The sequence below is a fragment of the Marinoscillum sp. genome (genome assembly GCF_040222955.1).
GTDB lineage: Bacteria > Bacteroidota > Bacteroidia > Cytophagales > Cyclobacteriaceae > Marinoscillum.
On the sequence record NZ_JAVKCA010000021.1, the window covers coordinates 220436 to 245352 of the forward strand.

19 protein-coding genes are annotated in these 24917 nt (G+C 45.3%); 12 read left to right on the forward strand and 7 right to left on the reverse strand.

All coding sequences use genetic code 11. The annotated features are described in order from the left end of the window. Positions 1-57 precede the first annotated feature (57 nt). From RIH33_RS18695 to RIH33_RS18710, 4 genes are all read right to left on the reverse strand, one after another. On the reverse strand, positions 58-426 hold the full coding sequence (locus tag RIH33_RS18695) for a four helix bundle protein (RefSeq protein WP_406652848.1): 369 nt from the start codon (positions 424-426) through the stop codon (positions 58-60). Positions 427-499: 73 nt separating this feature from the next. Beyond that, the gene (locus tag RIH33_RS18700; protein ID WP_406652850.1) at positions 500-1174 is read right to left on the reverse strand and encodes an acetolactate decarboxylase; all 675 of its coding nucleotides are present in this window, start codon (positions 1172-1174) and stop codon (positions 500-502) included. Continuing rightward, entirely contained in the window at positions 1171-5040 is a 3870-nt protein-coding gene (locus RIH33_RS18705; protein ID WP_406652852.1) for an efflux RND transporter permease subunit, read from the reverse strand. The genes RIH33_RS18700 and RIH33_RS18705 overlap by 4 nt, the downstream gene beginning before the upstream one ends. 79 nt (positions 5041-5119) lie before the next feature. Continuing rightward, positions 5120-5551 (reverse strand): HYC_CC_PP family protein, encoded by a 432-nt coding sequence (locus RIH33_RS18710; protein ID WP_406652854.1) that lies wholly within the window; start codon positions 5549-5551, stop codon positions 5120-5122. A 782-nt stretch (positions 5552-6333) separates the two neighbouring features. On the opposite strand from RIH33_RS18710, the gene RIH33_RS18715 reads away from it, so the two are divergent. The 10 genes from RIH33_RS18715 (at position 6334) to RIH33_RS18760 (ending at position 13975) form a co-directional block, all read left to right on the forward strand. After that, a complete protein-coding gene (locus RIH33_RS18715; protein ID WP_406652855.1) occupies positions 6334-7506 on the forward strand; it encodes an ATP-binding protein in 1173 nt (390 codons plus the stop codon). Between the two features lie 33 nt (positions 7507-7539). Beyond that, complete coding sequence (locus RIH33_RS18720) at positions 7540-7989, forward strand: response regulator (RefSeq protein ID WP_406652857.1); 450 nt, start codon at positions 7540-7542, stop codon at positions 7987-7989. 26 nt (positions 7990-8015) lie between these two features. Next, a complete protein-coding gene (locus RIH33_RS18725) occupies positions 8016-9761 on the forward strand; it encodes a PAS domain S-box protein (RefSeq protein WP_406652859.1) in 1746 nt (581 codons plus the stop codon). A gap of 6 nt (positions 9762-9767) precedes the next feature. Continuing rightward, the gene (locus RIH33_RS18730; protein ID WP_406652860.1) at positions 9768-10409 is read left to right on the forward strand and encodes a response regulator; all 642 of its coding nucleotides are present in this window, start codon (positions 9768-9770) and stop codon (positions 10407-10409) included. A 193-nt stretch (positions 10410-10602) separates the two neighbouring features. Beyond that, the gene (locus RIH33_RS18735; protein WP_406652862.1) at positions 10603-11055 is read left to right on the forward strand and encodes a hypothetical protein; all 453 of its coding nucleotides are present in this window, start codon (positions 10603-10605) and stop codon (positions 11053-11055) included. 55 nt (positions 11056-11110) lie between these two features. Further along, positions 11111-11536, forward strand: coding sequence for a SiaC family regulatory phosphoprotein (locus RIH33_RS18740; RefSeq protein ID WP_406652863.1), 426 nt, complete (start codon positions 11111-11113; stop codon positions 11534-11536). Between the two features lie 259 nt (positions 11537-11795). Further along, positions 11796-12248, forward strand: a complete 453-nt coding sequence (locus RIH33_RS18745; protein WP_406658722.1) for a hypothetical protein — start codon at positions 11796-11798, stop codon at positions 12246-12248. Positions 12249-12297: 49 nt separating this feature from the next. Further along, positions 12298-12723 (forward strand): SiaC family regulatory phosphoprotein, encoded by a 426-nt coding sequence (locus tag RIH33_RS18750; protein WP_406658723.1) that lies wholly within the window; start codon positions 12298-12300, stop codon positions 12721-12723. 327 nt (positions 12724-13050) lie between these two features. Continuing rightward, complete coding sequence (locus tag RIH33_RS18755) at positions 13051-13503, forward strand: hypothetical protein (protein ID WP_406652868.1); 453 nt, start codon at positions 13051-13053, stop codon at positions 13501-13503. A 37-nt stretch (positions 13504-13540) separates the two neighbouring features. After that, entirely contained in the window at positions 13541-13975 is a 435-nt protein-coding gene (locus RIH33_RS18760) for a SiaC family regulatory phosphoprotein (RefSeq protein WP_406652869.1), read from the forward strand. Positions 13976-14097: 122 nt separating this feature from the next. Here RIH33_RS18760 and RIH33_RS18765 read toward each other — a convergent pair whose 3' ends face one another. From RIH33_RS18765 to RIH33_RS18775, 3 genes are all read right to left on the reverse strand, one after another. After that, positions 14098-19725 carry a cadherin domain-containing protein gene (locus RIH33_RS18765; RefSeq protein ID WP_406658724.1) on the reverse strand — a complete coding sequence of 1876 codons (5628 nt, stop codon included), beginning with the start codon at positions 19723-19725 and terminating at the stop codon, positions 14098-14100. Positions 19726-19877: 152 nt separating this feature from the next. Next, positions 19878-20609, reverse strand: a complete 732-nt coding sequence (locus RIH33_RS18770) for a LytR/AlgR family response regulator transcription factor (RefSeq protein ID WP_406652872.1) — start codon at positions 20607-20609, stop codon at positions 19878-19880. Between the two features lie 3 nt (positions 20610-20612). Further along, complete coding sequence (locus tag RIH33_RS18775; protein ID WP_406652874.1) at positions 20613-22520, reverse strand: sensor histidine kinase; 1908 nt, start codon at positions 22518-22520, stop codon at positions 20613-20615. Between the two features lie 318 nt (positions 22521-22838). Between RIH33_RS18775 and RIH33_RS18780 the strand changes: the two genes are divergently transcribed. Both RIH33_RS18780 and RIH33_RS18785 read left to right on the forward strand, forming a co-directional pair. Further along, positions 22839-23291 carry a DUF1801 domain-containing protein gene (locus tag RIH33_RS18780; protein WP_406652875.1) on the forward strand — a complete coding sequence of 151 codons (453 nt, stop codon included), beginning with the start codon at positions 22839-22841 and terminating at the stop codon, positions 23289-23291. Between the two features lie 105 nt (positions 23292-23396). After that, positions 23397-24827 carry a TlpA family protein disulfide reductase gene (locus RIH33_RS18785; RefSeq protein WP_406652877.1) on the forward strand — a complete coding sequence of 477 codons (1431 nt, stop codon included), beginning with the start codon at positions 23397-23399 and terminating at the stop codon, positions 24825-24827. The last annotated feature ends 90 nt before the right edge of the window (positions 24828-24917 follow it).

Genomic DNA, 24917 nt, shown 5'->3' on the forward strand with positions numbered 1-24917 from the left:
ACCTCTAGCCCTCTAGCCTCTAATCCTCCAACCTCCAACCATCTAACCTCTAATTCTCTATTTTCCATGACTCTTCCAGTTTTGATGAAGTGTGGTCAACATTTTTCCTATCTCATCGATTTCTTTGGCCATGGCATCAAAGGCCTCTTGACTGATATATTGACATTTCAATGCAAACGTTAACCAGTTCTCCGTTTCGGCATTAGAGCCTAAAGAGGTGATCAGGTGTTGCTTAAAAATTGCCTCATAATTCCGCTTGGCCCATCCCTCAACAATATTTGAACTAACCGATCTGGATGACCTGACAATCTGAGAAGTGAGTGAATAAATTTCCTCCTTCGGAAAGTCTTTTGACATCCAAAAAATGTCCATTGCCAGCTTAAACGAACGGCTATAAACTTCTAAATCTTTATATGACTTTATCATTTCGATATTTTCTTTAATCCTTATAATCTTCTATCCTCTAATCTTCTAACCTCTAATCCTCTAACCTCCAGCTCTACTGCCTAGGAATTAAAAGATTAAACTCGCCATCTCCAGTCTCCAACTCATCCACATGGCCCATCATCGATCCTTCCGCAGTGATCACATGCATGTGCACATCACTATCGTGGTGAGTATAAATGCCCTTTGCCTCTGTGGAGTAGAAGCCAAGGATCGTAACCGCTTCATTGTTGAACTCCCCCCTGAACGCGCCTTCTTTATGGTTTGAGATATCAGTGGTCTTGGAATCGTAATTGATCACATGGTATTTCACCGAAGCAGGACTACCAATCAATAGGAAAGGAAACGATCCGTCTGGCAGTTTTTCTTTGATCAATTCCGAAACATCTTCAAATTCGCTGACCTTCAAGGTGTCCCACTTCTGAACATGTGCATAGACCAGAAGGCTGGCTTTTGCTTCCATTCGATTTACCATGGCAATTGAATCAGAGACGAAAGCATGATAAACAACACCATTAAGGATCAAAATTTCGCCGGAAAGCGCTTCGGCGGCTCCCAACCCAAACAGATTTTCATGTGACAGGGTATCGGTATCAATGGTTGCTCCTATTTTGCCCTGATGCATTATTTCCATTAATGCACCCGTGACTTTCACTTCCACTTCTTGAGTTTTCTTTACCTGACATGCAGCTACTGCGAGTATCAGAAATGGTATAATAAAATTCCTCATTGCAGTTTCTTGTTTTGATTGGTAATCACTGTCTCACGCCAAAATGCTTGTAGCACTGGTACGACGAACATGGTCATGATCTGAATCGCCATTCCTCCGAATGTCGGGATGGCCATAGGAACCATGATGTCCGAACCTTTGCCTGTGGAAGAAAGTACCGGAAGCAAAGCGATTATCGCCACGGCAGCAGTCATCATGGCCGGACGCACACGTTTCTTTCCTGCCTCCAACACGGCCGATCTTACTTCTGCTATGGTTCCAGGCTTGCGCTCTTCAAACACCTGATGAATGTAGGTGCCCATGATCACACCATCATCTGTGGCAATTCCGAATAGCGCAATAAAACCTACCCACACGGCTACACTCAGGTTGATCGGGTGCATCTGGAAAAGGTCTCGCATATTGGTATCTGAGATGGAGAAATTCAGAAACCAGTCCTGTCCATACAGCCAAAGCATGATGAACCCACCCGCAAAGGCCACAAACACCCCTGAGAAGTGAATAGATGATGCGATAACCGTTTTGAACTGAAAATAGAGTAGCAGGAAGATCACCAGTAAACTAATCGGGATCACAATCGAGAGGCGCTGAATGGCCCGTACCTGATTCTCATAAGATCCTGAGAACTTATAGCTGATTCCCGCCGGAACAATCAGTTCGCCGGTATCAATTTTATCTCTGATGGCTTGCTGAGCGGCATTCACCACGTCCACCTCGGCAAAGCCTGCTCTTTTATCGAACAGCACATAACCCACCAGGAATGTTTCTTCACTGCGGATCATTTGTGGTCCCTGCACATACTCGAAATCCACCAATTGCTTCATAGGGATTTGAGCGCCAGTAGGCGTTGGAACCAATATGTTACCCAATGCCTCCGGATCGTCACGCAATTCTCTCGGGTACCTCACCCGGACTGGGAATCGCTCTCTTCCCTCCACCGTAGAGGTGATTTTCATTCCACCAATAGCTGTTTCGATGGTCTGCTGTACGTCCTCAATGCTAAGTCCATACCGGGCAATTTCATCCCGATTGATGTTGAGATGCAGGTATGGTTTACCCACTATTCGATCGGCAAAAACGGCTTCTGATTTCACCGATGGTACTTCCTTAAGGATGTTTTCCAATTGAAAGCCGAAATCCTGAATGGTTTTCAGGTCGCCCCCATACACTTTGACACCCATCGGTGCCCGCATCCCGGTTTGGAGCATGACCAAACGGGTTTCAATGGGCTGCAATTTTGGCGCTGAAGTGACCCCCGGAATTTTAGTCACCCGCACGATCTCATCCCATATGTCATCAGGTGATTTGACGTGCGCTCTCCAGTTGCGATAATATTGGCCGCTTTTGTCCTCAATGAGTCTTTGCTCCAATGAGGACAGGAGGAGAAAATCATTAGCGATCTCCAGAGTGTCCTGGCCATTATAATACCACTTCTTGTCCCTGTCCACAACCTCACTCGCTGCTAACTTCCCATCCCTGGCTTCTAACAGATAATTCCCGGATCGATCCACCTTAAACCGCACCCTGTGACCTTCCTCATCAATGACATATTCCGGTTTGTAGTTGATGACATTTTCGTACATGGAAACTGGCGCCGGATCAAGTGCTGATTCCACCCGACCCAGCTTACCTACCACCACGTCTACTTCCGGTATCTGAGCCACTAACATGTCCAGCTGACTTACCACGGTGCGATTGTGCGCTACCCCGGCATGCGGCATAGAGGTTGGCATGAGCAGAAAGCTTCCTTCATTCAATGAAGGCATAAATTCCGATCCTATCCCAGGGAAGGTTTTATCGAGAGATTTCCAGGTCTTCGTCTCCTTTATCCCATTTCCCAAAAAGCTGAAGGATTGATCGAACCCAATCCAGATGACCACACCTAGCAGAATGGTGAAAAGCGGAAGCAATAGAAACTTGCCTTTGTTGACCAGGCACCATTTGAGTATTGGCTCATAAAAATAAACGACAGATAACAGTGCGCCCAAAATGAGTCCAATGAGTGCCAATACGAATAGATAGTTCACTATCAGTGAGGTCTGAGCTCCCAAAGGCATCCATTCTTCAGCCAGAAAGAAACTGGCAATGAATAATGCCAGTGCCATATTGATGTACTCAGGGAATTTCCTGAATCGGCTCGACCACCTGTTTTCCAGCATGTTGTTGACACCAACAAGGCACAAGACTGCCGGAAGCCACATTTGTGTGTAAACGGCAAGCAAAATCCCTCCGGAAATGAAGGTGAAATTCCAGATGTTTCTTACACTCTTTTTATCATACCGAATGCCGAAAACGAAATACGCCAGGGTGGGAAGCACTACCAATCCCAGCACAAATGACCCCAACAGGGCGTAGGTCTTCGTGAATGCCAAAGGTTTGAAAAGCTTTCCTTCTGCCGATTCCATGGCAAAGACAGGAACGAAGCTGACCACTGTAGTGGCCAGGGCGGTAGTGATGGCAGAAGCTACTTCCTTAGTGGCTACATAAATAACCTTCAGCAAGCCTTTACCTGTCGCCCCGTGATTATCAGGCATTTCCAGATGGCGAATGATGTTCTCGACGAAAACAATTCCCACATCCACCATCACGCCAATGGCAATGGCTATTCCCGAGAGGGCCACTACGTTGGCATCCACGCCGGTATAGCGCATCACTATGAAGGTCATCAACACCCCAACCGGTAGCAGGCTTGAAATTATAATTGACGCACGAAGATTGAGCAGTAGTACCAACACCACAATGATGCTGATAAGTACCTCATGCGATAAAGCGGTCTCGAGTGTGCCTATGGTCTCATGTATCAGCTGGGTACGGTCGTAGAAGGGGACTATGGTCAGTTGAGATTCGGTACCATCGGCAAGTGTTTTCTTTGGTAAGCCGGGAGCAATCTCAGCGATCTTGGCTTTCACATTATCGATGACCTCTAAGGGGTTAGAGCCATATCGGGCTACCACAACCCCACCAACCACCTCTGCACCTTCTTTGTCCAGAGCTCCTCTTCGGCTTGCTGGCCCTAAAGCAACAACAGCCACATCCTTTATCCGGATAGGGACATTGTCCTGAACCGCCACCACGGCCTTTTCAATGTCTTCCACACTTTTGATGTAGCCAAGTCCTCTGACCAGGTACTCAGCCTGATTGACCTCTATGGTCTTGGCGCCCACATCGCGATTGGATTTGCGAACAGCATCCATCACTTTCATTAATGGAATGTTGTAGGCCTTGAGGGCGTCAGGATTTACATCAATCTGGTATTCCTGCACGAATCCGCCAATGGAAGCTACTTCAGAAACACCCTCGGCCGCATTCAGTCCATACTTCACATAAAAATCCTGAACCGTTCTGATTTCGTGAAGATCCCAACCCCCGGTCACGTTACCTTCTCTGTCCCGACCTTCGATTGTGTACCAGTACACCTGACCCAAGGCCGTTGCGTCTGGCCCTAATGTAGGTTGGACACCGTCCGGAAGTAACCCGGAAGGGATTGAATTTAACTTTTCAAGAATTCTGGAACGCGACCAATAAAATTCGATGGCTTCATCAAAGATGATATTGATCATGGAAAAGCCGAAAATAGACGAACTTCGGATCGATTTCACTCCCGGGATACCTAGCAAGTAGGTAGTCATAGGGTAGGAAATCTGATCTTCAATGTCCTGAGGGGAACGTCCCGGCCATTGGGTAAATACAATCTGCTGATTTTCACCGATATCCGGAATAGCATCTACAGGAACAGGGTCTTTCGGGAGAAACCCTGTATTCCAATTGAATGGCGAGGTAACCATTCCCCATGCTATCAGCATGATCAGCAAGAGCACCGTCACCAGACGGTTCTCGAGGAAATATTTTATAATTCGATTTAACATACTATGATTTGATTGATCTGAATAAACATGACTACCTCAGCACTCCACGAGCGCCGGGAACATGAATCAAATCATCAAATCATATCTGGAATACCTGATGCAGAACCTGGTAATCCTGCCTCTCAAATCGGGGTGAGGTGTCTACTGGTATAGGGTGATCCAAAGGCTCCTCAAATTCTATAGAATAGAGGATAGTTGCGATGGTTGCTGCTACAAAAAACTGAGCTGCTTCATTGGAGATTTCCTTTTTGAAAAGCTCGTCTGCCTCCACTGACACGTAGTTATTTTCACAGCATGGAAGTTCGGAGAACTGAGGGTAATCGAATTTTTCTTCCTTTTCTTCCTTTTTTTCGGGCATATCCATCATACCCATTCCACAATCCAGGTGCTTCTCTCCGAGCATGAATTCACTAATTACTGCATGCCCACCACAGAAGTGAGTACCAAAGGTGATGCCCAGATTCCCCAGCAGCAGAATGAAGATAAGCGATATGGAAATGATACTTTTCAACAAAGCAAATATACGGAAAGCTGGAAACAGAGGTTTACATAATTCATGGAGAGTGTTACATGATTGTTAGGGTCCACAAGTGTCAATTCTTTCTAAAATCAAGTAATATCCGCTATAACCCACTGAAAATCAACAAGTATTAATAATAATTTCAATTTCTTTCCGCCTCCAATCTCATCCCCTGGAGAGACAAGACAGTTTATTTAACAGCGCCACAGGATGAACAATCGGGATGGCGCTCGGCTCTCCATTTTGCACCCAAAGACCAAAGCAGTATTTTCAACGCTTATTCTCCTGCACTCAACGACTTTCCAACACACACAGTGCAGATAAGTTGCTATTTGCAACATGGAAAATCCGAAAATACCCTGTTCAGTCATAAAGATTTGCCCTATGAGTTTAGACAATGTACCTACACTACGTGAATCACGCATTTTTCACAATGCGTATATCCCCCTTATAACAGATAACACAATGATCTAAATTTATGGATCACCAAAAAATTCATTCGCCGATGAATCGATTTAACAAAACCACGGCCGTCAGGGTCATCGACTTCCTGATTGGGGCCATGATCATTCTCACCATTGTCATCACCTTTCTTGAAAATGGGCCTCCATGAATAACAGACTGAGTCAGGGTGGTTGGAACGGACAGCCGACTCTCATAAATTAAAAAACTCAATAGGACATAATCACGTTCATTTTTCGTAATTTATTACATCAAACTCTTTCATTATCGTTTCATTCACCTGCAACGAGCATTAACTGCTAACGGTCAATATGGAATACTCCAACACAGAATTGATTCGTCTTGCCAAAAAAAACACCCTCAGATACCTCAGGAGTATTTTTGATCACTCCCCGCTGGGTATCGCACTGGTGGAGGATTCCGGCCGGCCACTTCTGGTGAATACAAGGCTCTGCCAGATCCTGGGCTTCTCAGAGGAAGAGTTGGCCACTACGACACTTGATCAGTGTACTCATCCTAAGGACGTGGATAAGGACTCAGATTTGTATGAGCAGCTCACAAAAAATGACATTGACCAATACGCCATAGAGAAAAGATTTATTTCCAAAGCTGGAAAGACTTGCTATCTGAAATTGAACCTGACCCGGATAGAAGGACAAAAAGATGAAAACTGGCACAGTCTTGTGATGATTGAGGACATTTCCCAGCAGGAAAAAGCTAAGCAAGAACTGAAGGAGGCCAACATCAAACTGGCCACGTACAACGCCAATCTGGAGCAGACTGTGAAGGATCGTACGGAGCAATTAGAAAAGGTGATTACCGAACTGGAGGCTTTTGCTTACTCCATTTCGCATGACCTGAGGGCTCCATTAAGGGCCATTGATGGTTTCTCCAACGCACTGATGGAGGACTATCTGAACGAACTTCCGGAGACCGCACAACACTATCTGACCAGAATCACCAACAACAGTACGCGCATGGGTGAGTTGATCGATTCTTTGCTGAGTTTCAGCAGACTCTCCCGATCCGAAGTGCATTTTCAGTCCCTCGATCTGGGGGATAGAATTGCCTCAGTGCTGAGGGAAATAAATCCCCCGGAGCACTACCAGATCACCACTGAAGGGTTAAGCGAAATCTATGGAGACAGAATGCTACTGGAACAGCTGCTTCAAAACCTGATCTCCAATGCCATCAAATATTCATCCCGTGAAAGTGTTCCCAAAATTCACATCAGGCAAATTTCCCATCAGAATACTGATGAAATCATCCTATCCGATAATGGCGCAGGGTTTGACATGGCCTATCACGACAAATTGTTTGAAATTTTCCAACGGCTGCATTCAGAGCAGGAATTTGAAGGAACTGGTATAGGACTGGCCATCTGTCAAAAAATAGTAAGCCGCCACCAGGGAAAGATTTGGGCAGAAAGTAAAATTGGGGACGGAGCTACCTTTTATGTATCTCTTCCAAAGAGAAGTCAATGATTATCAGCTATATTTAAATACAAAGGCATTCGCATGAGCCAAAATGAACACCAGGATATTACAATAGTACTGATCGAGGATAATCCTGACGATGCTGAGCTAGCCATGAGGTCTCTCAACTCATTCCAGTTGAAGAATGAACTGGTCTGGCTGAAAGATGGGGCCTCTGCCCTTCAATACCTGTTCGGTGAGCTACCCTCTGAAAACCACAAAAAAAACGATAAGCCAAAGCTCATCCTTCTGGACCTGAAGCTCCCGAAAGTGGATGGGATAGAAGTGCTCAGAAGAATCAAGTCTGACCAGGAGCTGAAAACAATACCGGTAGTAGTCATGTCCTCTTCCAAAGAGCCCATAGACCTCAAAACCTGCTATGAACTGGGAGCGAATAGTTTTGTTACCAAACCCATCAACTATAAAGAATTTATAGAAGTCACCAAAAACGTAAGCCTTTATTGGCTTCTCGTCAACCAGACACCGGACTAATGTACTCACTAAGAAAATCAGTTGGCATGAAGATCCTTTATTTAGAAGATAATATCAGTGACTTTGAGTTGCTCAAGCTCTCGCTTGACAAAAGTAGCCTGGACTTCACACTGGATCGCGCCGAAAACAAGGCACAGTTTCAAAAAGCGCTGGAATTGCCCTACGACATTATCATTTCCGATTACAATCTACAGGGTTTCACGGGTACCGACGCCCTGAAAATGCTGCGGGAAAAAGATCAGTCGATTCCTTTTGTGGTGATTTCAGGCACAGTGGGTGAAGAGCAGGCGGTCTCTTTGCTTCATTACGGGGCAAGTGATTTCCTACTTAAGAAAAATGTGAGGAAACTACCCATCATTATCGAAAGGGCTTTCAGAAATAAAATGATCGATGATGAGCGTCGAAACTTTCAAAAGGAGCTCATTAATAAAAACCTGATTCTCGACTCCCTCTTTCACAGCTTTGAGGACATGGTCTTCCTGAAGGATAACAACGGCGCCTATCTGAAAGTCAACAAAGCCTTCTCCCGTTTTTTTGGCTTCACTGAAAAAGCAATTCTCGGGATGAAAGACGGGGATCTCTTCGATCATGATATAGCCCGTAAAGCTGACGAAACCGACGAATACGTTCACAAAAATAAGCGTTCAGCTACCTACGAAATTTCCTTCATGGGGATAGATGGCGTAGGACGAATTCTGGAAGTGGTGAAATACCCCGTGATGGACGGAGATGTGGTGACCGGTGTGGTCGGCTCATCCAGAGACATCACGGAGCGCAAAATGCTCGAGGAGAAAAACGCCAAAAACCAGTACATCCTTAATCAGGCAGAGCAGCTCACCTATTCAGGAAGTTTTCAGTACGACGCTGAAGTGGATATTCTCAACTGCTCGCCACATTTTGTGAAGATGATGGGCATATCCGGCAATATCAACAGGATCTCGCTGATGAAGTTTCTGGGCCTCATCTATAAAGATGACCATAAGATCTTTAATGATGAAATAGACAAGGTACTGGATAAGAAAGTGACTGTGACCATTGACCACCGGTACATCCCCAACGGCTCCAAGCAAATAAGGTACGGCCGCACCACCATCAGTCCGGACTATAGCGGCGGTGATGATAACATCTTCTATGGCACCATTGTAGACACCACCTCCGACTATGAGAACGACATGGCCCTCCTCAATATACAGGAGCAGGAAAGAAGCAACATCTCGAAGGAGCTGCATGATAATCTAGGTCAGAAAATGAGTGCCTCGGCACTCTTTCTGGACGGCCTGGTCACCAAGTACCCTGAAGATACTGAGCTGACCAAAGTGGCCAATATGATCAACAGTTCCCTTACGGAAATCAGGTCACTCTCCAACACACTGTCGCTGAGTGGAATCAAACAGCTCGGTCTTGAAAATTCGCTCAGGCAGCTTCAGGATCAAATCCCGCTCTCGATTGAATTTGACCTCCACTACTCCCTGGATGAAAGCACGATCTCTGAGTTTGTTAGCACACAGACCTTCCGCATCGTCCAGGAAGCCATCAATAACATTCAAAAACACAGTGCGGCCAAAAAAATAGAGATCGACCTGGCGCAGGCCCAGAGTGTGATCACACTCAAAATCAGGGACAATGGCAAGGGTTTCGATATGAACAAAGGAGTAAGGGGAAATGGCCTGCGCAACATGGAGCAAAGAGTAAAAAAATGTAACGGACTGATCCATATAGATTCAAAAATCAATGAGGGAACCTTCATTGACATAAAACTGCCTATCAAATAACGTATAATGAAAACAACCATACTTCTCGTAGATGACCATGACATGATCCGTGACGCCATAAAGTTCTACTTTAAGGATGATCCCGATTATGAAATATGTTATGAGGCCCAGAATGGGCTCGAAGCACTGGAAATCCTCAAATCTGAAAAAGTGGATATTTTGCTAACTGACATCAATATGCCGGAAATGAATGGCATAGAGCTGATGGAAAGTGTCCGCCAAAATCACAAAGATTTGAAAGTACTCGTGCTTTCCATGATCAATGAAGCCAGCTATATCAACAAGATGATTGCACTGGGCGCCTCCGGATACGTATTGAAAAACACGTCTAAAGCGGAAATGCGTGAAGCCCTCAATAAGATCATGAAGGGTGAAGACTACTACGCTGACGCGGTGTATAAGACCATAGTGAACAGCATCGCCCGCAAAGCCCCCAAGCAAAGGCTTACCATCGATGTACCTCTTTCAGAACGAGAGCGGGAGATCCTCCTGCTGATCGTCAATGAATATACCAACCAGGAAATCGCCGACAAACTCTTCATCAGCACACGGACTGTGGAGTCACACAAGCGAAATCTCCTGGAAAAAACGGGGTGCAAAAATGTGGCGGGCCTGGTGATGTACGCCGTAGAGCGAAACATCGTTTAACAATACTTCCCGCACGGGGTATCCTTCATAATATGTGCTCCTTCAAATTGACCGCTATATACTATTTAGACCTGCGAGAAACACGCAGATTATTGCGTAAATAACCCAAAGATTTCTTTGCGTGACACGCTCTAACCAGGGACGCTTGATTTTCTGAGCTTTGTTTCATCATTAAGAACCAACTCAACAGAAAATGAAAAAGCTAACCGTAATCGCGCTCACAATTCTCTTCACCCACACCCTAAGTGCCCAGGACCTCACTGCACGGTCATATGTGGAAAAAACCGCCATTGGTAACAAGTTAGGAACTGCCGTAGGCTACATCTTCCCCTGTAAGGTAGAGGTAGGTGGATTCTATCAAAAAAATGCGGAATTCATGAACGCTCAGGAGATCACCGAAAGGTTCTATGAAAAAGAATTCACGGGAATGTACCTGAACCTGCCACTCAAATATTACCGGAAAATCAACTTTGACCTGAACGTACGAACCGGGGTGGTCAATGGTCAAAATTTTGCAATCACTCCTTCCCTGCTTGGATCATACAACCCGGTCAAAGCCATCAAAATGGGTGTAGGCGTAGGTGCGAGAATGTTTCGTCCTACGTTACAAGCTTCCTTAGCTATCAGGCTTAACAAGCTCTACTGAGCGGCTCCATCATTTCACCACCCAAAAAATCATATAAACTTAACCAGCAAAAAACATGAAAGGCCCTACCAACCCCGAGTACAAAGAAGATGAAAAGTGCCAAAAAGATGAGAAACTGCTCAAGATCAAATTTGTAGAAAACCACAATCTGCTTATTATCAAAGGGTGGTCCATTACACCCGAACTCAACATCTGCTATCAGTCTACCCGTGAAAGAATAGAACGGCACCTCTCCTTAAAAGAAGGGCTCACCATCTACTTCTCCTACGAACTATTGCATTCTGTCACCACACGGTTTCTGTATGAAACAGTCCAAACCCTCAACCAATTTCATACCCTTGGAAAACGTATTAACATCCATTGGATCATCAATCAACACGATGACCATCTCATTCAACTGGGGGCGGAACTGAAAGCACTTTGTCATTTCAGTTTTAACCTGTCACTCCCAGATCCTACCCTTTCCTCGCTCCTGGACTAAGCGCTCTGCGTGCTGACGTATTCAATAACATTCATATCTGTGCGATCATATGATTTCCCGTCGAGGAAATCATATGTTTTTTAGCTCCTCCCGACAATCCTGCGAAATAATCAAAACAGTATAGGTAAACCATCTTACGCGAAACACACACCCGGTTGTGTATAAGACCTAAAAATCACAATCAGTGACTCACTCTTACACAGGGAGGCGGATCACCGCAACTTTGCTTTATCATCAAGTAATCAAAAACGTCACCGTAATGAAAAAACTATTTACATTCTCTATCGCACTGTTACTCGCACAAGCTATCTATTCGCAAGGCATCACTGCCAGGTCCTACATGGAACAAACCAAAATCGGTAACAAACTTGGCACTGCCATTGGCTATACATTCCCATGCAAAGTGGAAGTAGGTGGTTTCTATCAGAAAACTGCGGACTTCATGAATGCTCAGGAAATCACTGAACGATTTTATGAAAAAGAATTTACAGGCATGTACATCAACCTGCCACTGAAACACTATAGCAAACTAACCTTCGACCTGAACGTCCGTACCGGAGCAGTCAATGGTCAAAACTTTGCCATTACTCCTTCACTGCTCGGATCTTACAGTCCTGTCAACGCCATCAAATTGGGGCTGGGAGTAGGCACCAGGATGTTTCGGCCTACGCTACAAGCGGCGGTATCCATCAAACTGGGAAAATTAAAATAACCGCATTTTATATCAATTAAGAACCATTACATCACTCACTGCAAACGCCATGAACACACTCGCACAACTCACCCCAGCCAACATTTCATCAACCACTGACAATCAGAAGTTATTAAGCATCAACTTCCTTGAAAAGAAAAATTTCCTGAGCATCAAAGGATGGTCCGTGACACCAGAACTTCAGATAGTGTATTCAGTGCTTCTTGAAGAAATCCAGGAGCATCTGGCTACCCGGGAAGGCATCACCATCAACCTGGGCTATGAAGTATTCAACACCTGGACCACACAGTTTCTCTTCAAAGCCATCAAGAACCTGAATACTGCTGCCGCTCAGGGCAAGCACGTTGCCATCAACTGGATCACCAAAGAAAATAACATAGAGCTCTATGAGATGGGAATGGACTTACAGGGTCTGTGCGACTTTGACTTTCGGGTAAGTCTGGAGCATCATACCATCTTCCCCTCATTCAACTAACTAAAAATAGTGTCCTGGAAACGGGGCCCTAATCAGCGGTGATTTGAAAAGGCAGCTCCCGGGCTGCCTTTTTATATGAAGCCCCATCCCCAGGCGTGACTGCCCGGTAGCCCCTACCTTCTATTGCCTATCACTCTCCAAGGCACTATTCTTTAGATACAACCCGCTATTTCGCCTACCTCACTCCACTATAGGTAAACCATCCTGCGCGAAACACGCATTCGGTTGTGTGAATAACCCAAAAATCACATTCAGTGACTCACTCTAACACAGCGGTGTGAATCGTCCCAACTTTACATCATTATTAAGAACTCAAAACGTACTCACATGAAAAAATTCTTTACACTCACTATTATCATTCTCCTGGCACAGTTATCCCATGCTCAGGGCATCACAGCCAAATCCTACATAGAGCAAACTCAGGTAGGCATTAAACTGGGCACAGCCGTCGGATATGTTTTTCCTTGCAAAGTAGAGGTAGGTGCATTTCATCAGGAACCAAACAAATTCCTTGACAACCAGGAATTGCCTTACAGATTTTACGAAAAGAAATTCACTGGCATGTACCTCAACCTTCCCCTGAAGCATTATGACTTCATAGGTTTTGACCTTAACGTCCGTACAGGCGTGACCAACGGTGAAAACTTCGCCATTACACCTTCACTCCTCGGCTACTTTAATCCTATTCCACCGGTGAAGTTAACAATGGGGATGGGCACCCGAATGCTTAGGCCTACACTGCAGGCAGGTGTTACCATTAAAATCGGCAAATTTTCATAAGAACCTTTACTACTCACACAGCTAAAAACAAAGAACCATGAACGCTTACTCACTACACTATCCATTGCTCCACGAAATAGAAAACAGAAACCTCAAGGTAGACGGGCCACTCAGCATCAACTTTCTTGAAAATAGGAGTTTACTGATCATTAAAGGCTGGTCACTTAAGCCAGAACTGAGAATCTGCTACAGCGTGATACTTGAAGAAATAGAGGATCACCTGGCTGCCAACGAAGGCATTACGATCAACTTTGAATACAAGATATTCAATGCCTTTACCACCCGATTCCTCTTTCAGGCCATCAAGATGCTCAACGCTGCTGCAGCGCAGGGCAAACACATTACCATCAACTGGATGGCCGAGAAATATAACACTGAGATCTACGAAATGGGAATGGATCTCCAGGGACTGTGCGACTTTGACTTTCATGTGAATCTCGCCAACCTCACCATTGCTCCTTCATTGAACTAATCCAAAAAAAGCCCACTTCCAAAGAAGTGAGCTTTAACCAGCGGTGAATTCTTGAAAAGGCAGCTCCCTTGGAGCTGCCTTTGATAGACCTGAAAGTCTATCCGCCTTAGTGCCTAAACCTCCTATTTCTTGATTACCCTCCGGAGCACCCGCTCGTTGCCCACCGTAAGGATCAGAGTGTATATTCCTGGAGCCACCTCCACAGTTTCCTGCATCACCAACCGCTCCGCTTGTTTCTCATAACCAGTTGAAAATACCACCCTTCCGCTCAGATCAGTCAAACTGAGGTTCACCGTACCTCTATATAAGTTGGTTACGTCCAGGGTAAACTGCTCCGCATACGGATTGGGATAAACCCTCAACCCCTCCTGCAGCGTACTGAGTACGATCGACTGGTCCGCTGTTACCTCAAAGGAAACCCCTACAGGAGTTGCTGCCAGATAGTTGCCATTACCTGCCTGACTGGCCGTAACAGTGACCAAACCTGCTCCTGTAACCGTAAGCTCGTTGCCCGATAGGGTAACCGGCCCGATGACTGTATAAGTGATCTCCAGACCTGATGATGCTACCGCGGTGAGGGCGATCGGTGCACTTCCTTCCGGTACATCTTCCAATTCGTTAAAAGTAATAGACTGAGCGGCCTTGTGAATGGTGAGCTCCTGCTCCACTGCCGTGGCTGCAGCAAAGCTGTCATCACCAGGCTGAGAGGCAGTGATGGTCACAGAACCGGCGGCATGAATGGTGATGGTACTGCCGCTCACGCTGGCAACAGCCGGATCAGATGAGACAAAAGTCAGAGCCAGTCCACTACTGGCGGAAGCCACCAGGTCGAAATCGGCATCTCCGAAAGTCTTATCCTCCAAAGTGCCAAAAGTGATGGCCTGGCCAGCTTTTCCGATGGTCAAAGTTTGAACAACGTCACTCGCCGCTGCGTAGTTGTCATCCCCTGCTTGTATGGCTGTGATCTCCACTGTGCCCGTAGCATGAATGGTCACTGTAGCGCCAGAGACAGTCGCAATGGACTCATTTGACGACAGGTAACTTACCGACAAACCGCTGCTAGCTGTAGCCGTGAGGTCAAAGGCAGCATCTCCGAAAGTTTTATCCTCCAAAGCACCAAAAGTGATGGCCTGACTAGCCTTTCCGATGGTCAAAGTTTGCACTACCTCGGTGGCAGGATTGTACGTATCATCCCCTGCCTGAGAAGCAGTGATGCTCACGGAACCCACCTTGAGAATACTCACGGTGGTGCCACTTAGGGCAGCTATGGTGGGATCCGATGAAGCATAAGTCAGAGCCAAACCACTGGTGGATGAGCCTGAAAGTGTAAAATCAGCATCTCCGAAGGCTTTGGTAGGTAAAACACCAAAAGTGATTACCTGATCCAATTTCTCAAACACATCGATCACAGAGACAGTCAGGGATTCCTCATAAGTTAGTCCGTCTGCATCCTGCGCAGTGACTGTGACAGTGTAGGTGTCTTTCGTCTCAAAATCAAATGACTCAGCAGCGAACAGCTCATTTCCAGACACTGTGAACGAATCATTGTCATCTACACCGGAAGCCAGCGAAAAGGTGTGCGTATCGTCTGCGTCCAAATCCGTAGCAGTCAGTACACCTATTAAAGTACCCGAAGCCTCATTTTCATTGATGGAAGCTACAGAAAGCGCGATAGCGGTGGGTGCCTCATTGAGGTCATTTACCGTGATGGTGAACGTTTCTTCTGTTTCGCCACCGTTACCATCATTGGCCAACACGGTCACTTCATAACTTGACCTGGTTTCAAAATCCAAAAGCTCGGCCACATAAAGCGCATTGTCTGTAATGGTGAAAGCTGCATGATCAGTAACGCCATCTTTCAGAGTAAAAGTGGCCTCTGCAGCGTCGGTATCCTGATCATCCGAACTAAAGTCACCTACCTTACTCCCCACCATAGAGTTTTCATCGACAGTGCTCGCGCTAAGTGTCAGATTGGTGGGCGCTTCATTCACATCATTGGTCGATAGTAAAAATGATTTCGTAAAGGTCAAATCATAAGCATCTGTCGCCTTCACCTGTATCAAATACTGAGGAACCTGCTCAAAATCCAGTGGCACGGTAGTGATCAGTTGGTCACCGCTGGCGACAATCGGGAAAATGGTTTGTCCCTCGATCTGAATGGACGTAAGCACTTCATAGCTAAAGGCGTCATCTGTATCCGCATCTGTGGTCGTCAGCGTGCCGATCGCCGAACCAACCGCTGCGTCTTCATCTATATCACTTTTGGAAAGTGAAATGTCCGTGGGCGCATCACCAACCGACGATACATTGATGGTCATGGTATAGATCAGCTCACTAAGCACATCCCCACCAGAATCATCCGCTACTCTGAATGTGAAAGAAGTGTAATCATCCCCATTGTCATTGGCCTCTGGCGTAAAAGTCAGGAGTGTAAGGTCAGAATAGATAACCTCCGTATTGACCGCATCTCCGTCATACAACAGGTCTCCCGAAGATACGTCTGTGATGATTTGTATCCCGGCAAAGAGGTCTTCATCACTATCCGAAAATGCAACGTCTGATTCCTGAAAGGTGTAAGTAGCGTCCTCAAGCATCGTAACCGAACCATCCTCGGAAGTAGGATAATGAATGACCTCCAAAAGCGCACCGCTCGAAATATTTTCGCAGAGTCCATTAATCACCACGCGATAGCTGTTTCCATCCAGGTCATCTGATAGTTCGGCGATCGTAAGCTCACTGGTCTGAGTCCCTGAATAAGTGGCATCATCAGCCAGGTCTGTATATTCACCGCCACTGCTCACCTGCCATTGATAGGTGGGTGCTTCAGCACTTGCCGTCACAGAGAAAGTTGCTTCATTTCCAAGTAATTCGGTCTGGTCTTGTGGTTGTGTGTTAATAAAACCTTGTGATTCCACCGCACCAATATCAGAAATCCCTTGTCGGTCATTGCCCAATTGGTCTGTCTCAGGTGCCACTGAGTCATCACCGGCATCCAGGGCAGAAGAAGTACAAACGACTAATTCATGAACCAAAAGGCCAGTCCCGCCTGGATCGGTAAGGGTTGTATTGATCACGTCAGAGGCTTCTCCTGAAAAGGTCGGGTAGCCAATATTATTAGCTTCTGTTACTGTTGCCTCGCCTGTTGAAGTATATACATTGCTAATCGTGTTCCCCACAAAAATGGAGTTCTTAATGGTTGCCAGGGCGCTTCCTCCCGAAACCTCATCATAGCTAATGGCAATTGCGTTTTGTGCGAAGGTACAATTGGTAAGTATCGCCTCAGAATTCTTGTTGGCCAGTGCCGAAATATAGGTAGTTTCAGCATCCAGATTGTCGTCATACGATCGAATACCATTTCCAGAGAAGGTACAATTGGTAAAATGAGCAATGATTTGATCATTCCCGTCAGATGCCTTTAGGTTGGCTCCACTTCCATATGCATTGATAAAGGACACATTAGTGATGTAATGCGTGGTGGTGAAACTTCCTGATGAGTTGTAAAGATTGATTTGCAATCCTCCGTCGTATTCATCCTGGTTATTTTTGATCACTACATTCTCAATGGTTGAGGTTGTGAAGGACTGAAAATCATTAATAAATACGGATGTTTCATTATTATCAAACTCAGAGTTTGTCAATGAGACACTTGCAGGTACTTCCGAGGAAGTCTCGGCACCTAGCTCAGAGCTATAGAATAAAATACCGTTCCTGTTATCAGATAAGAGTAACTGATCGAAATCATTGTCCATGGATACGGTGCTTATCCCGTTTTGTGTATAACCTGACACTGCTATTTCTGAAAGAACTGTCATACTTGACTCAAGCTTCAACCCATCATTGGTATTTTCCTGATCGTGGAAGAGTTCAAATCCTGACATTTCAAGGTATTCCATGCCTTGAGAACTTATGGAGTAACCTGAAGGGGTCGTGTCTTCAAACTTAAGCAGATCCCGGCCTGGCCCCAGGATCTTCAATCTGCTGGCAGTTATCAGTATCCCGCTGATGTTGATGGTGGAATTGTCAGGCAAGCCAGTCAGATCCACTATGATCGTTTGATCGCAAGCTGCATCATTGGCTAATTCAATGGCCCATGCGAAACTGCCTTCACCTGAAGAAGCATCGGTAGTGACCGCTATAGTATCACTTTCTTCTATCGTTATAATCTCAGAGGTGGCAGCAGCTCTTGTATAACAAGCGCCTGGCTCACTCAAAATGACACTTATTTCGTCTCCGTCAGAAACTTCATAAGTGAAGGTTTCCTCGGTCTCTTCGGCTATTTCCTCGCCGTTGACCAACCACTGGTATTCGGGTGTGGTTTCCACATTTTCGGCCACTGCCGTATAGGTATTCAACTGAGCGCCGCACAATACAAAATCCTGTCCGGTAATGGTGACCTCTAGTGCAGGTGCAGGATTCACGGTAAGGGTAGCTGCCTCGGAAGTCTCCGTATTCAGTGTTCCGTCCACAACGCATCGAAATTGGTACTGATCCCAGTTAATATCGAGACAAGTAAGGCTTAGTTCCTCGGTATCCGACCCGCTGATCTGATCATCGTCTTCCATGTCAGACCAATCACCGCCCTCGTTTACCTGCCACTGATAAGTGGTTCCACTTCCGGTAGCAGAAACAGAAAAGACAACATCTTCACCTTCCGATATTTCATCATCTTCCGGATTGGATTCAATCACAATATTGGTAATAATACTGAGTGCTCCGTAGTTGTTATTGTTATCAGAATCATCCTCTCCAGCGTTTGAAGCAGTGTTGTTACTGAAAGAAACTCCTACTCCCTCTGCCGTCACGCCATCCATTAGGAAGAGCGCTCCGCCTTTTCCCTGACCATCATTTGAGTAGGCTCCACCAAGGCCTTTGGTGGCCTGGTTATTTGAAAATGTCACATTTGTGAATTCAGCAGATCCAGTTCTGACGAACAGTGCACCGCCAAGGCCTCCGCCTCCACCACCGGATCTTGCACTAGAGCTTGAGCTTCCATTGAATGAATTTGTACTTCCACCGAACGTTCCGCCTGTTCCGCCTGGTGATGTACCTGGCGCTTGAAAATTGGCAACCCCAGGAGCTCCTGCTCCGGCACCATATCCACCTGTTCCGCCTCTGCCGTTGGCTCCGCCACCATAGACAGTGGCCGCACCACCAACACCGCCACCAGAACCAAATCCTCCAGTACCTCCGGGGTTTCCATTGGCTCCTGAAGAGCCTTGAGCCCCGCCAGTATCAAAGGGTCCGGCACCGCCACTATCGGATCCAGTGACACCCCCATTTCCACCCTGCGCTGTGTTTCCGTCAAGGACTACATTTTCTAAACTCAGATTGGCATTATCAGCATAGATGGCTCCTCCCATTCCAGCGCCTGCTCCACCATATCGTGTGTCTTCCCCTTTGGCTAATCCATTTTGCAGCGTCAGATCGTTAATCACAACCGTTGGAGCAGTTTCATTCACAATAAAAAAGATGCGATAAGTATCTGCACCATCTATAGCCAGATCAGCTGATCCTGGTCCATTGATGGTCAGGTTCTGGGTGATGTCAGGAAGTGCACTCCCCAGAGTAATCGTTCCGGAAATTCCTGACATGTCAATGATGTCTGCCCCGGCAGTAGTCTCTGCAAGCGTCATCGCTTCGCGAAGAGAACCGGCACCCTCATCGTTGGTATTGGCAACTGTGTAAGTTGTCTGGGCCCACGACCAGTGGGTTAGTAAAAAGAATAATACTAAGGCGAAAAGTTTTCTCATGTCGGTGAATTTTGAATATTAACTAAGATTATCAATCACCATAGTTAGTCTTCAAAGGACATGATTGCTGAAAAAAAGTGAAGTATGGCTCGAATGCTGTGAAGTATGACCAGCGAATTTTCTTAAGATGATAATCTCTCCAAAAACCGCATTTAAATGGTCTTAATACTGCCAAAGAGGTTGTCTTTGAACGATTTTGAAATGGGGACTTCTTTACCTGCAACTGTCAGATAACCATTGCCGATCATTTCCACCTTTGATAAATTGACCAGATAGCGCTGATGCACCTGAATGAAGTTTCCAGGCAACCTCTCAGCGAAATCCGTGAGCTTACTCCTGACCAGGTGTTTTTTGGAAGTCAGGTGCAACTCCAGATAATTGCCATCTGACTTCACAAACTGAATATCGTCAATGGTCAGCTTGACCAAAATATGCTCGTCCTTAATGAAAAGGCTGTCATTTACCACTACATTGTCGGTCTCGGCAAGTGGCTTGGTGGTCGCCCTATTGGAAAACGCTTCCAGGGCAATTTTGATGGCAGTGTACAAATCCATCTCTTCAAATGGCTTGATCAGATAACCATCGGGTTTAAAGGTGAGGGCACTCTCCACCGTTTTTCGGTCGCCATAGGCCGTGAGAAAAATAAAGGGAATGGTGCCAAGCTCGTGAATTTTTTGCGCCAGCCAGATGCCATCCTTCTCGCCAATCAGGTTGATGTCCAAAATGGCCAAATCCACTTTAACAGACTGAATCTCCTTCCAGGCTGTAGTGGCCTCATCGGCCATTCCACATACTTCATAACCCACCTGATGCAAATAGCTCTTGATTGTGGCCGCAGTGATGGCCTCATCCTCCACTACATATATTTTGATTTTCTCACTCATCGTTTAATCTGTATTAAATTGAATCCGATAGACGGCACCACCATCTGAAAAAATATTCAGATTAGCTCTTATCTGCCCACAGAGCATCGTGATCAGCTGCATGCCGAGCGAATCGGACTCTTCTATCGAGAAATGCGCTGGAAAACCTTTTCCATTGTCGCGGATTTCAAGGATTTCACCCCCTTGTTCGTTTCTACAAAACCGAATGGAAATCTCACCAGCAGAAGAATCAAAGGCATATTTGTAGCTATTGGTCAGAATCTCATTGATAATCAACCCCAGCGGAACAGCCAGTTCATCATCCACTTCGAGATCCTCTATGTAGGTAACCACCCGGATATCCTTTGCCCGACCCAGGCTCTGCTCCACCAACCTGACCAGCTCCTCAATATACTTCTTTAGTGAAACCGACGAAACGCTATTGTCTCCTATCAATAAATTATGAATCAGGGCCATGGACTTGATTCTTCCCTTGCTTTCCTTCAGCGCAGAATTCACAAAATCATCATTGGATTTATCAGCTTGCAGCTGCAATAGTCCCGAGGTGATCTGGAGGTTATTTTTGATTCGATGGTGCAACTCTCTCAGGAAAATATCTTTTTCTTCAAGCTTGCGCTCGGCTTCCAATTTGCTATTCAGCTTTTGCTTATAGTTGAGAAACAAAACGACAATCACCAGGGTAAGTATCACCATCCCTGATATCAGCAGATTCACCTGATTGCTTTGGTTTTTTTTGATTGAATTGACCTTCTCTATTTCAAGCTTCTGTTCTGCCAGGACAGCTCGCTGCTGATCTGAATCAAGGAGAGTGGTCATGGCAATGAGGTTGTTTCGGTTACTCATTTCATTGAGCGAATCATTGAGTTTATTAAATTCCTTGAGGTATTTGGCGGCATTTCCAAACTGCCTGGTTTCATAAAAATACTCTGCCTCCACTTCCAAAAGCCTCCGCCGGGTTACCAGCCAACCTCTGTTGCCCAATAGGTTTTTGACTGTATCAATATAGCTCGCTGCACGTGGTAAATCCTCAAGGTGAATGAAACACTCAGCCAGATCCAGACGCTTATTGAGGGTATTATCCACCTCATGGATCGTTTTGCTCATTGCTATGTCCGTCATCAAAAGAGGTATCGCCTCCTCATAATTGCCTTGTGCCACCAGCACCTGACCAATCATGCCGCCAGAGTAGGCTGTCCAGTAGTGTTTATTGGATTCTGTATACGGAGACTTCCCATCGTACTCGGTGTGAGTCATAATGTGCCGTCCATCTTCATGTGCTTTCTCATAATAGTAGATCGCACTGTCATAGTCGGCATTTTCTTTGAAAAGTGAGGCCAGGTCCATGAAATAAACCATCCTGTTCCAGCCTTGAGGTGGCAAATCTTCAGAAAGCCTGAAATCCTTGATGGCTTCTGTAAACAGGTCTGCCTCGGCGTAGATTTCCCAAAAGCTATCCTCAAATCCGGCATCTATTCTTTGCTTTCTCAGGGGAATGGCCTCCTTGAGGTTTCCCGTACGTCGGTAAGCTTCCTCCAGCTTCAGTATTGCATATTCATAGCGATGGCCAGTCAGAGACTCCTTCCGCTTCACCAACTCCGCCAGCAGAGGAATGCACTTTTGATACAAAGCCAGGGTATGGTAGACCAGGGCCAAAGGATAAGTCAGTTTTTGAAGAGTCACCGTATCCTGATCGAGCGTTGCTTTTTCATAAAAGTATTCGACGGGAGCCAGCCACTCGCCCACAGGGTTTTGAAAAACACCATTACCAGACTGCTCCAGGCTGTCCCACACCTCAATAAACCGACCTGCACTATTGAAATTGTAGATAGATCTCACCTCGTCACTAAGCACCTGGGCGGTGAGCGACCAGCTGGCAATCAGCAGGTAAATACATGTAAGGTAAAATCTCAAACCTTTGCGCTAGCATGATAGAAAACGTGAATAACATGAAATTCGACCTGTTGTGCAACAATAAGTGAAACATACACACTTTATTGCCAACTCTGCCCACTTAACTGGGAAGCACGTTTCCAGAGGGTCGCCCATACCGTGTCGTGATGCTTCATTCTCTTTCTGTTCAACTTTGTTCAAAGCAGATACCATTTCACTCCCATTGTTTATACTTTTAAAGATTCATTCAAAAACCCCAATCCCACGCTCCTCGACCTATGATTGTTAACCCTGACGCACCGAATAAGAACCAGCTTTAAACCATAAGGATCAAACACCATGAAGATCAACGCTAACAGCCCCGAAGAGTACATCAGCCAGTTGCCCGAAGAGAGACAAAAGCCTTTTCAAAAACTCCGACAGACCATCTTAGACCACCTCCCAGACGGATTTGAAGAAAAAATGAGCTACGGAATGATCGGGTATGTGGTACCTCATGAGCGCTACCCGACGGGTTATCATTGCGACCCTAAATTGCCGCTCCCCTTTATCAATATCGCCGCTCAGAAAAACTTCATTGCGCTCTACCACATGGGCATCTATGCAGATCCGGACCTCATGCATTGGTTTACAACAGCCTATCCCCTGCATTGTAAAACCAGACTGGATATGGGCAAAAGCTGCATCCGGTTTAAGAAGATCAACGAAATTCCCCTTGAGCTCATCGGTGATCTCGTAAGCAAAGTGACCGCAGATGAATGGATACAGTCCTACGAAACCCGCTTGAAGTAAAAGCTGCTAAGGATAATATTTGACTTGCACTGGTTATTGTGGTAGCTTAGGTGAAGCTTCGTGGGTACGCTGTGGTTTCTTCACCTACCTGGATGTTTTAAGTCCATGAAAAAATTGATCATTTCTTTTTTCGTTATTCTCAATTTTCTTTCCTGTGAACAAACCACAAGATACTTACCGGTCGGTGATGATGAAGTAGTCATTAGTGGAAATATCAAAGGCTCATTTTGGAGAGAAGTCAAAATACGAACAGTTCAGGATGTTTCAAGTCAATACCAACAATTCGAATTCAAACCAGATTCAACAGAGTATTTTTGTTTTAGATTTAAGAAATCAACACCAAGTGAACTCTGGCTCTCTGTAGGGCCTAACAGATTCAAGGTATGGGTTTATCCGGGAGATTCGGTCTACCTCACTGCTCAAATCAAATCTGACAATGATGACTTTATCAGACAGATACATTTTGAGGGGAAAAGAGCCAATCGGTATAGGTACTTTCAAAACAAGGCGCTGAACCCCCTTTCCTCTGAAATAGAACTCATTCAGTTCCAAGCAAGGGATCAGCCCTATGAAGATTTTCTGAAATTGATGGATTCGGCTTACAATTTAGAGTTACACCAGTTTGATCAGGATACAAACGGACTCGGACTTAGTGCAGATTTTGTCCATTATGAGTTAAATCATTTAAGATATCAGTATCTACGAGGAAAGATCAGCGAACCAGTAAACAGAAAATATCTGAGATTTGATACCACCGAGTTGCCAGTGGGGTATTACACTTTTCTAGATATGGTTGATTACAAAGATTCGTCCTTTCAAAACAGCCATTTATTGTATGATTTTCTAAAGGTTGCTGCTGAATCCAATATTGACGAATATATTCCGGAGCAGGTTGGTGTACCCAGATTAGATGCCTTCCTCAGAGTTCTGTTTAAGTTTTCAGAGACCAATTTAACAGGACGGGTAAAGGAGATTTTTGAAACCAAATTTATTGATAATTACGCAAAATGTGATTTGGACTCTTTTGATTCTTTAAGGTATCTATTGGCTTCAAAGGGATATGACAACAAGATTCTCGATTACTATGCATATCTGAGTGATTCCTTAAGGTCGCTTGAATTTACAATTGATAAAAATACTGTGGTCTACTCCAGAGCAGGAGATGCAATCAACCTCAGCGAACAAATCAGCAAATTTCCATATACATACCTCAATATGTGGTTTGTTGGATGTCGTGGTTGTGCTTTGGATTTTGAGCATCAGGAATACTTCGTTAAGAAATATGGAAAGGATATACAGTTTTTAAATATTTGCACTAGTAGTCCCGGAGAAAGATTCGATAGATATATTGACAAGTACGGAGAAACAGGAACACATTACTTTGATATTGATAACCAGCTAAGTGATCAAATTTTCGCGTATCCTTATCAGGGCTTGTTCGACTCATCTGCCAATTTGATAATGAATAATGTACATCGACCAAGTGACTCTAATCTTGATGAGTTTTTAGAAAAGCTTCTAATCAAAAGAATATAAATATCACAATCATCCTCTAAGCCCGGAATAAAGGAAGTGAACACCTTTGGCGGATCGCTTTCGATCGTAAAGCTAGCCTACTTACTCATT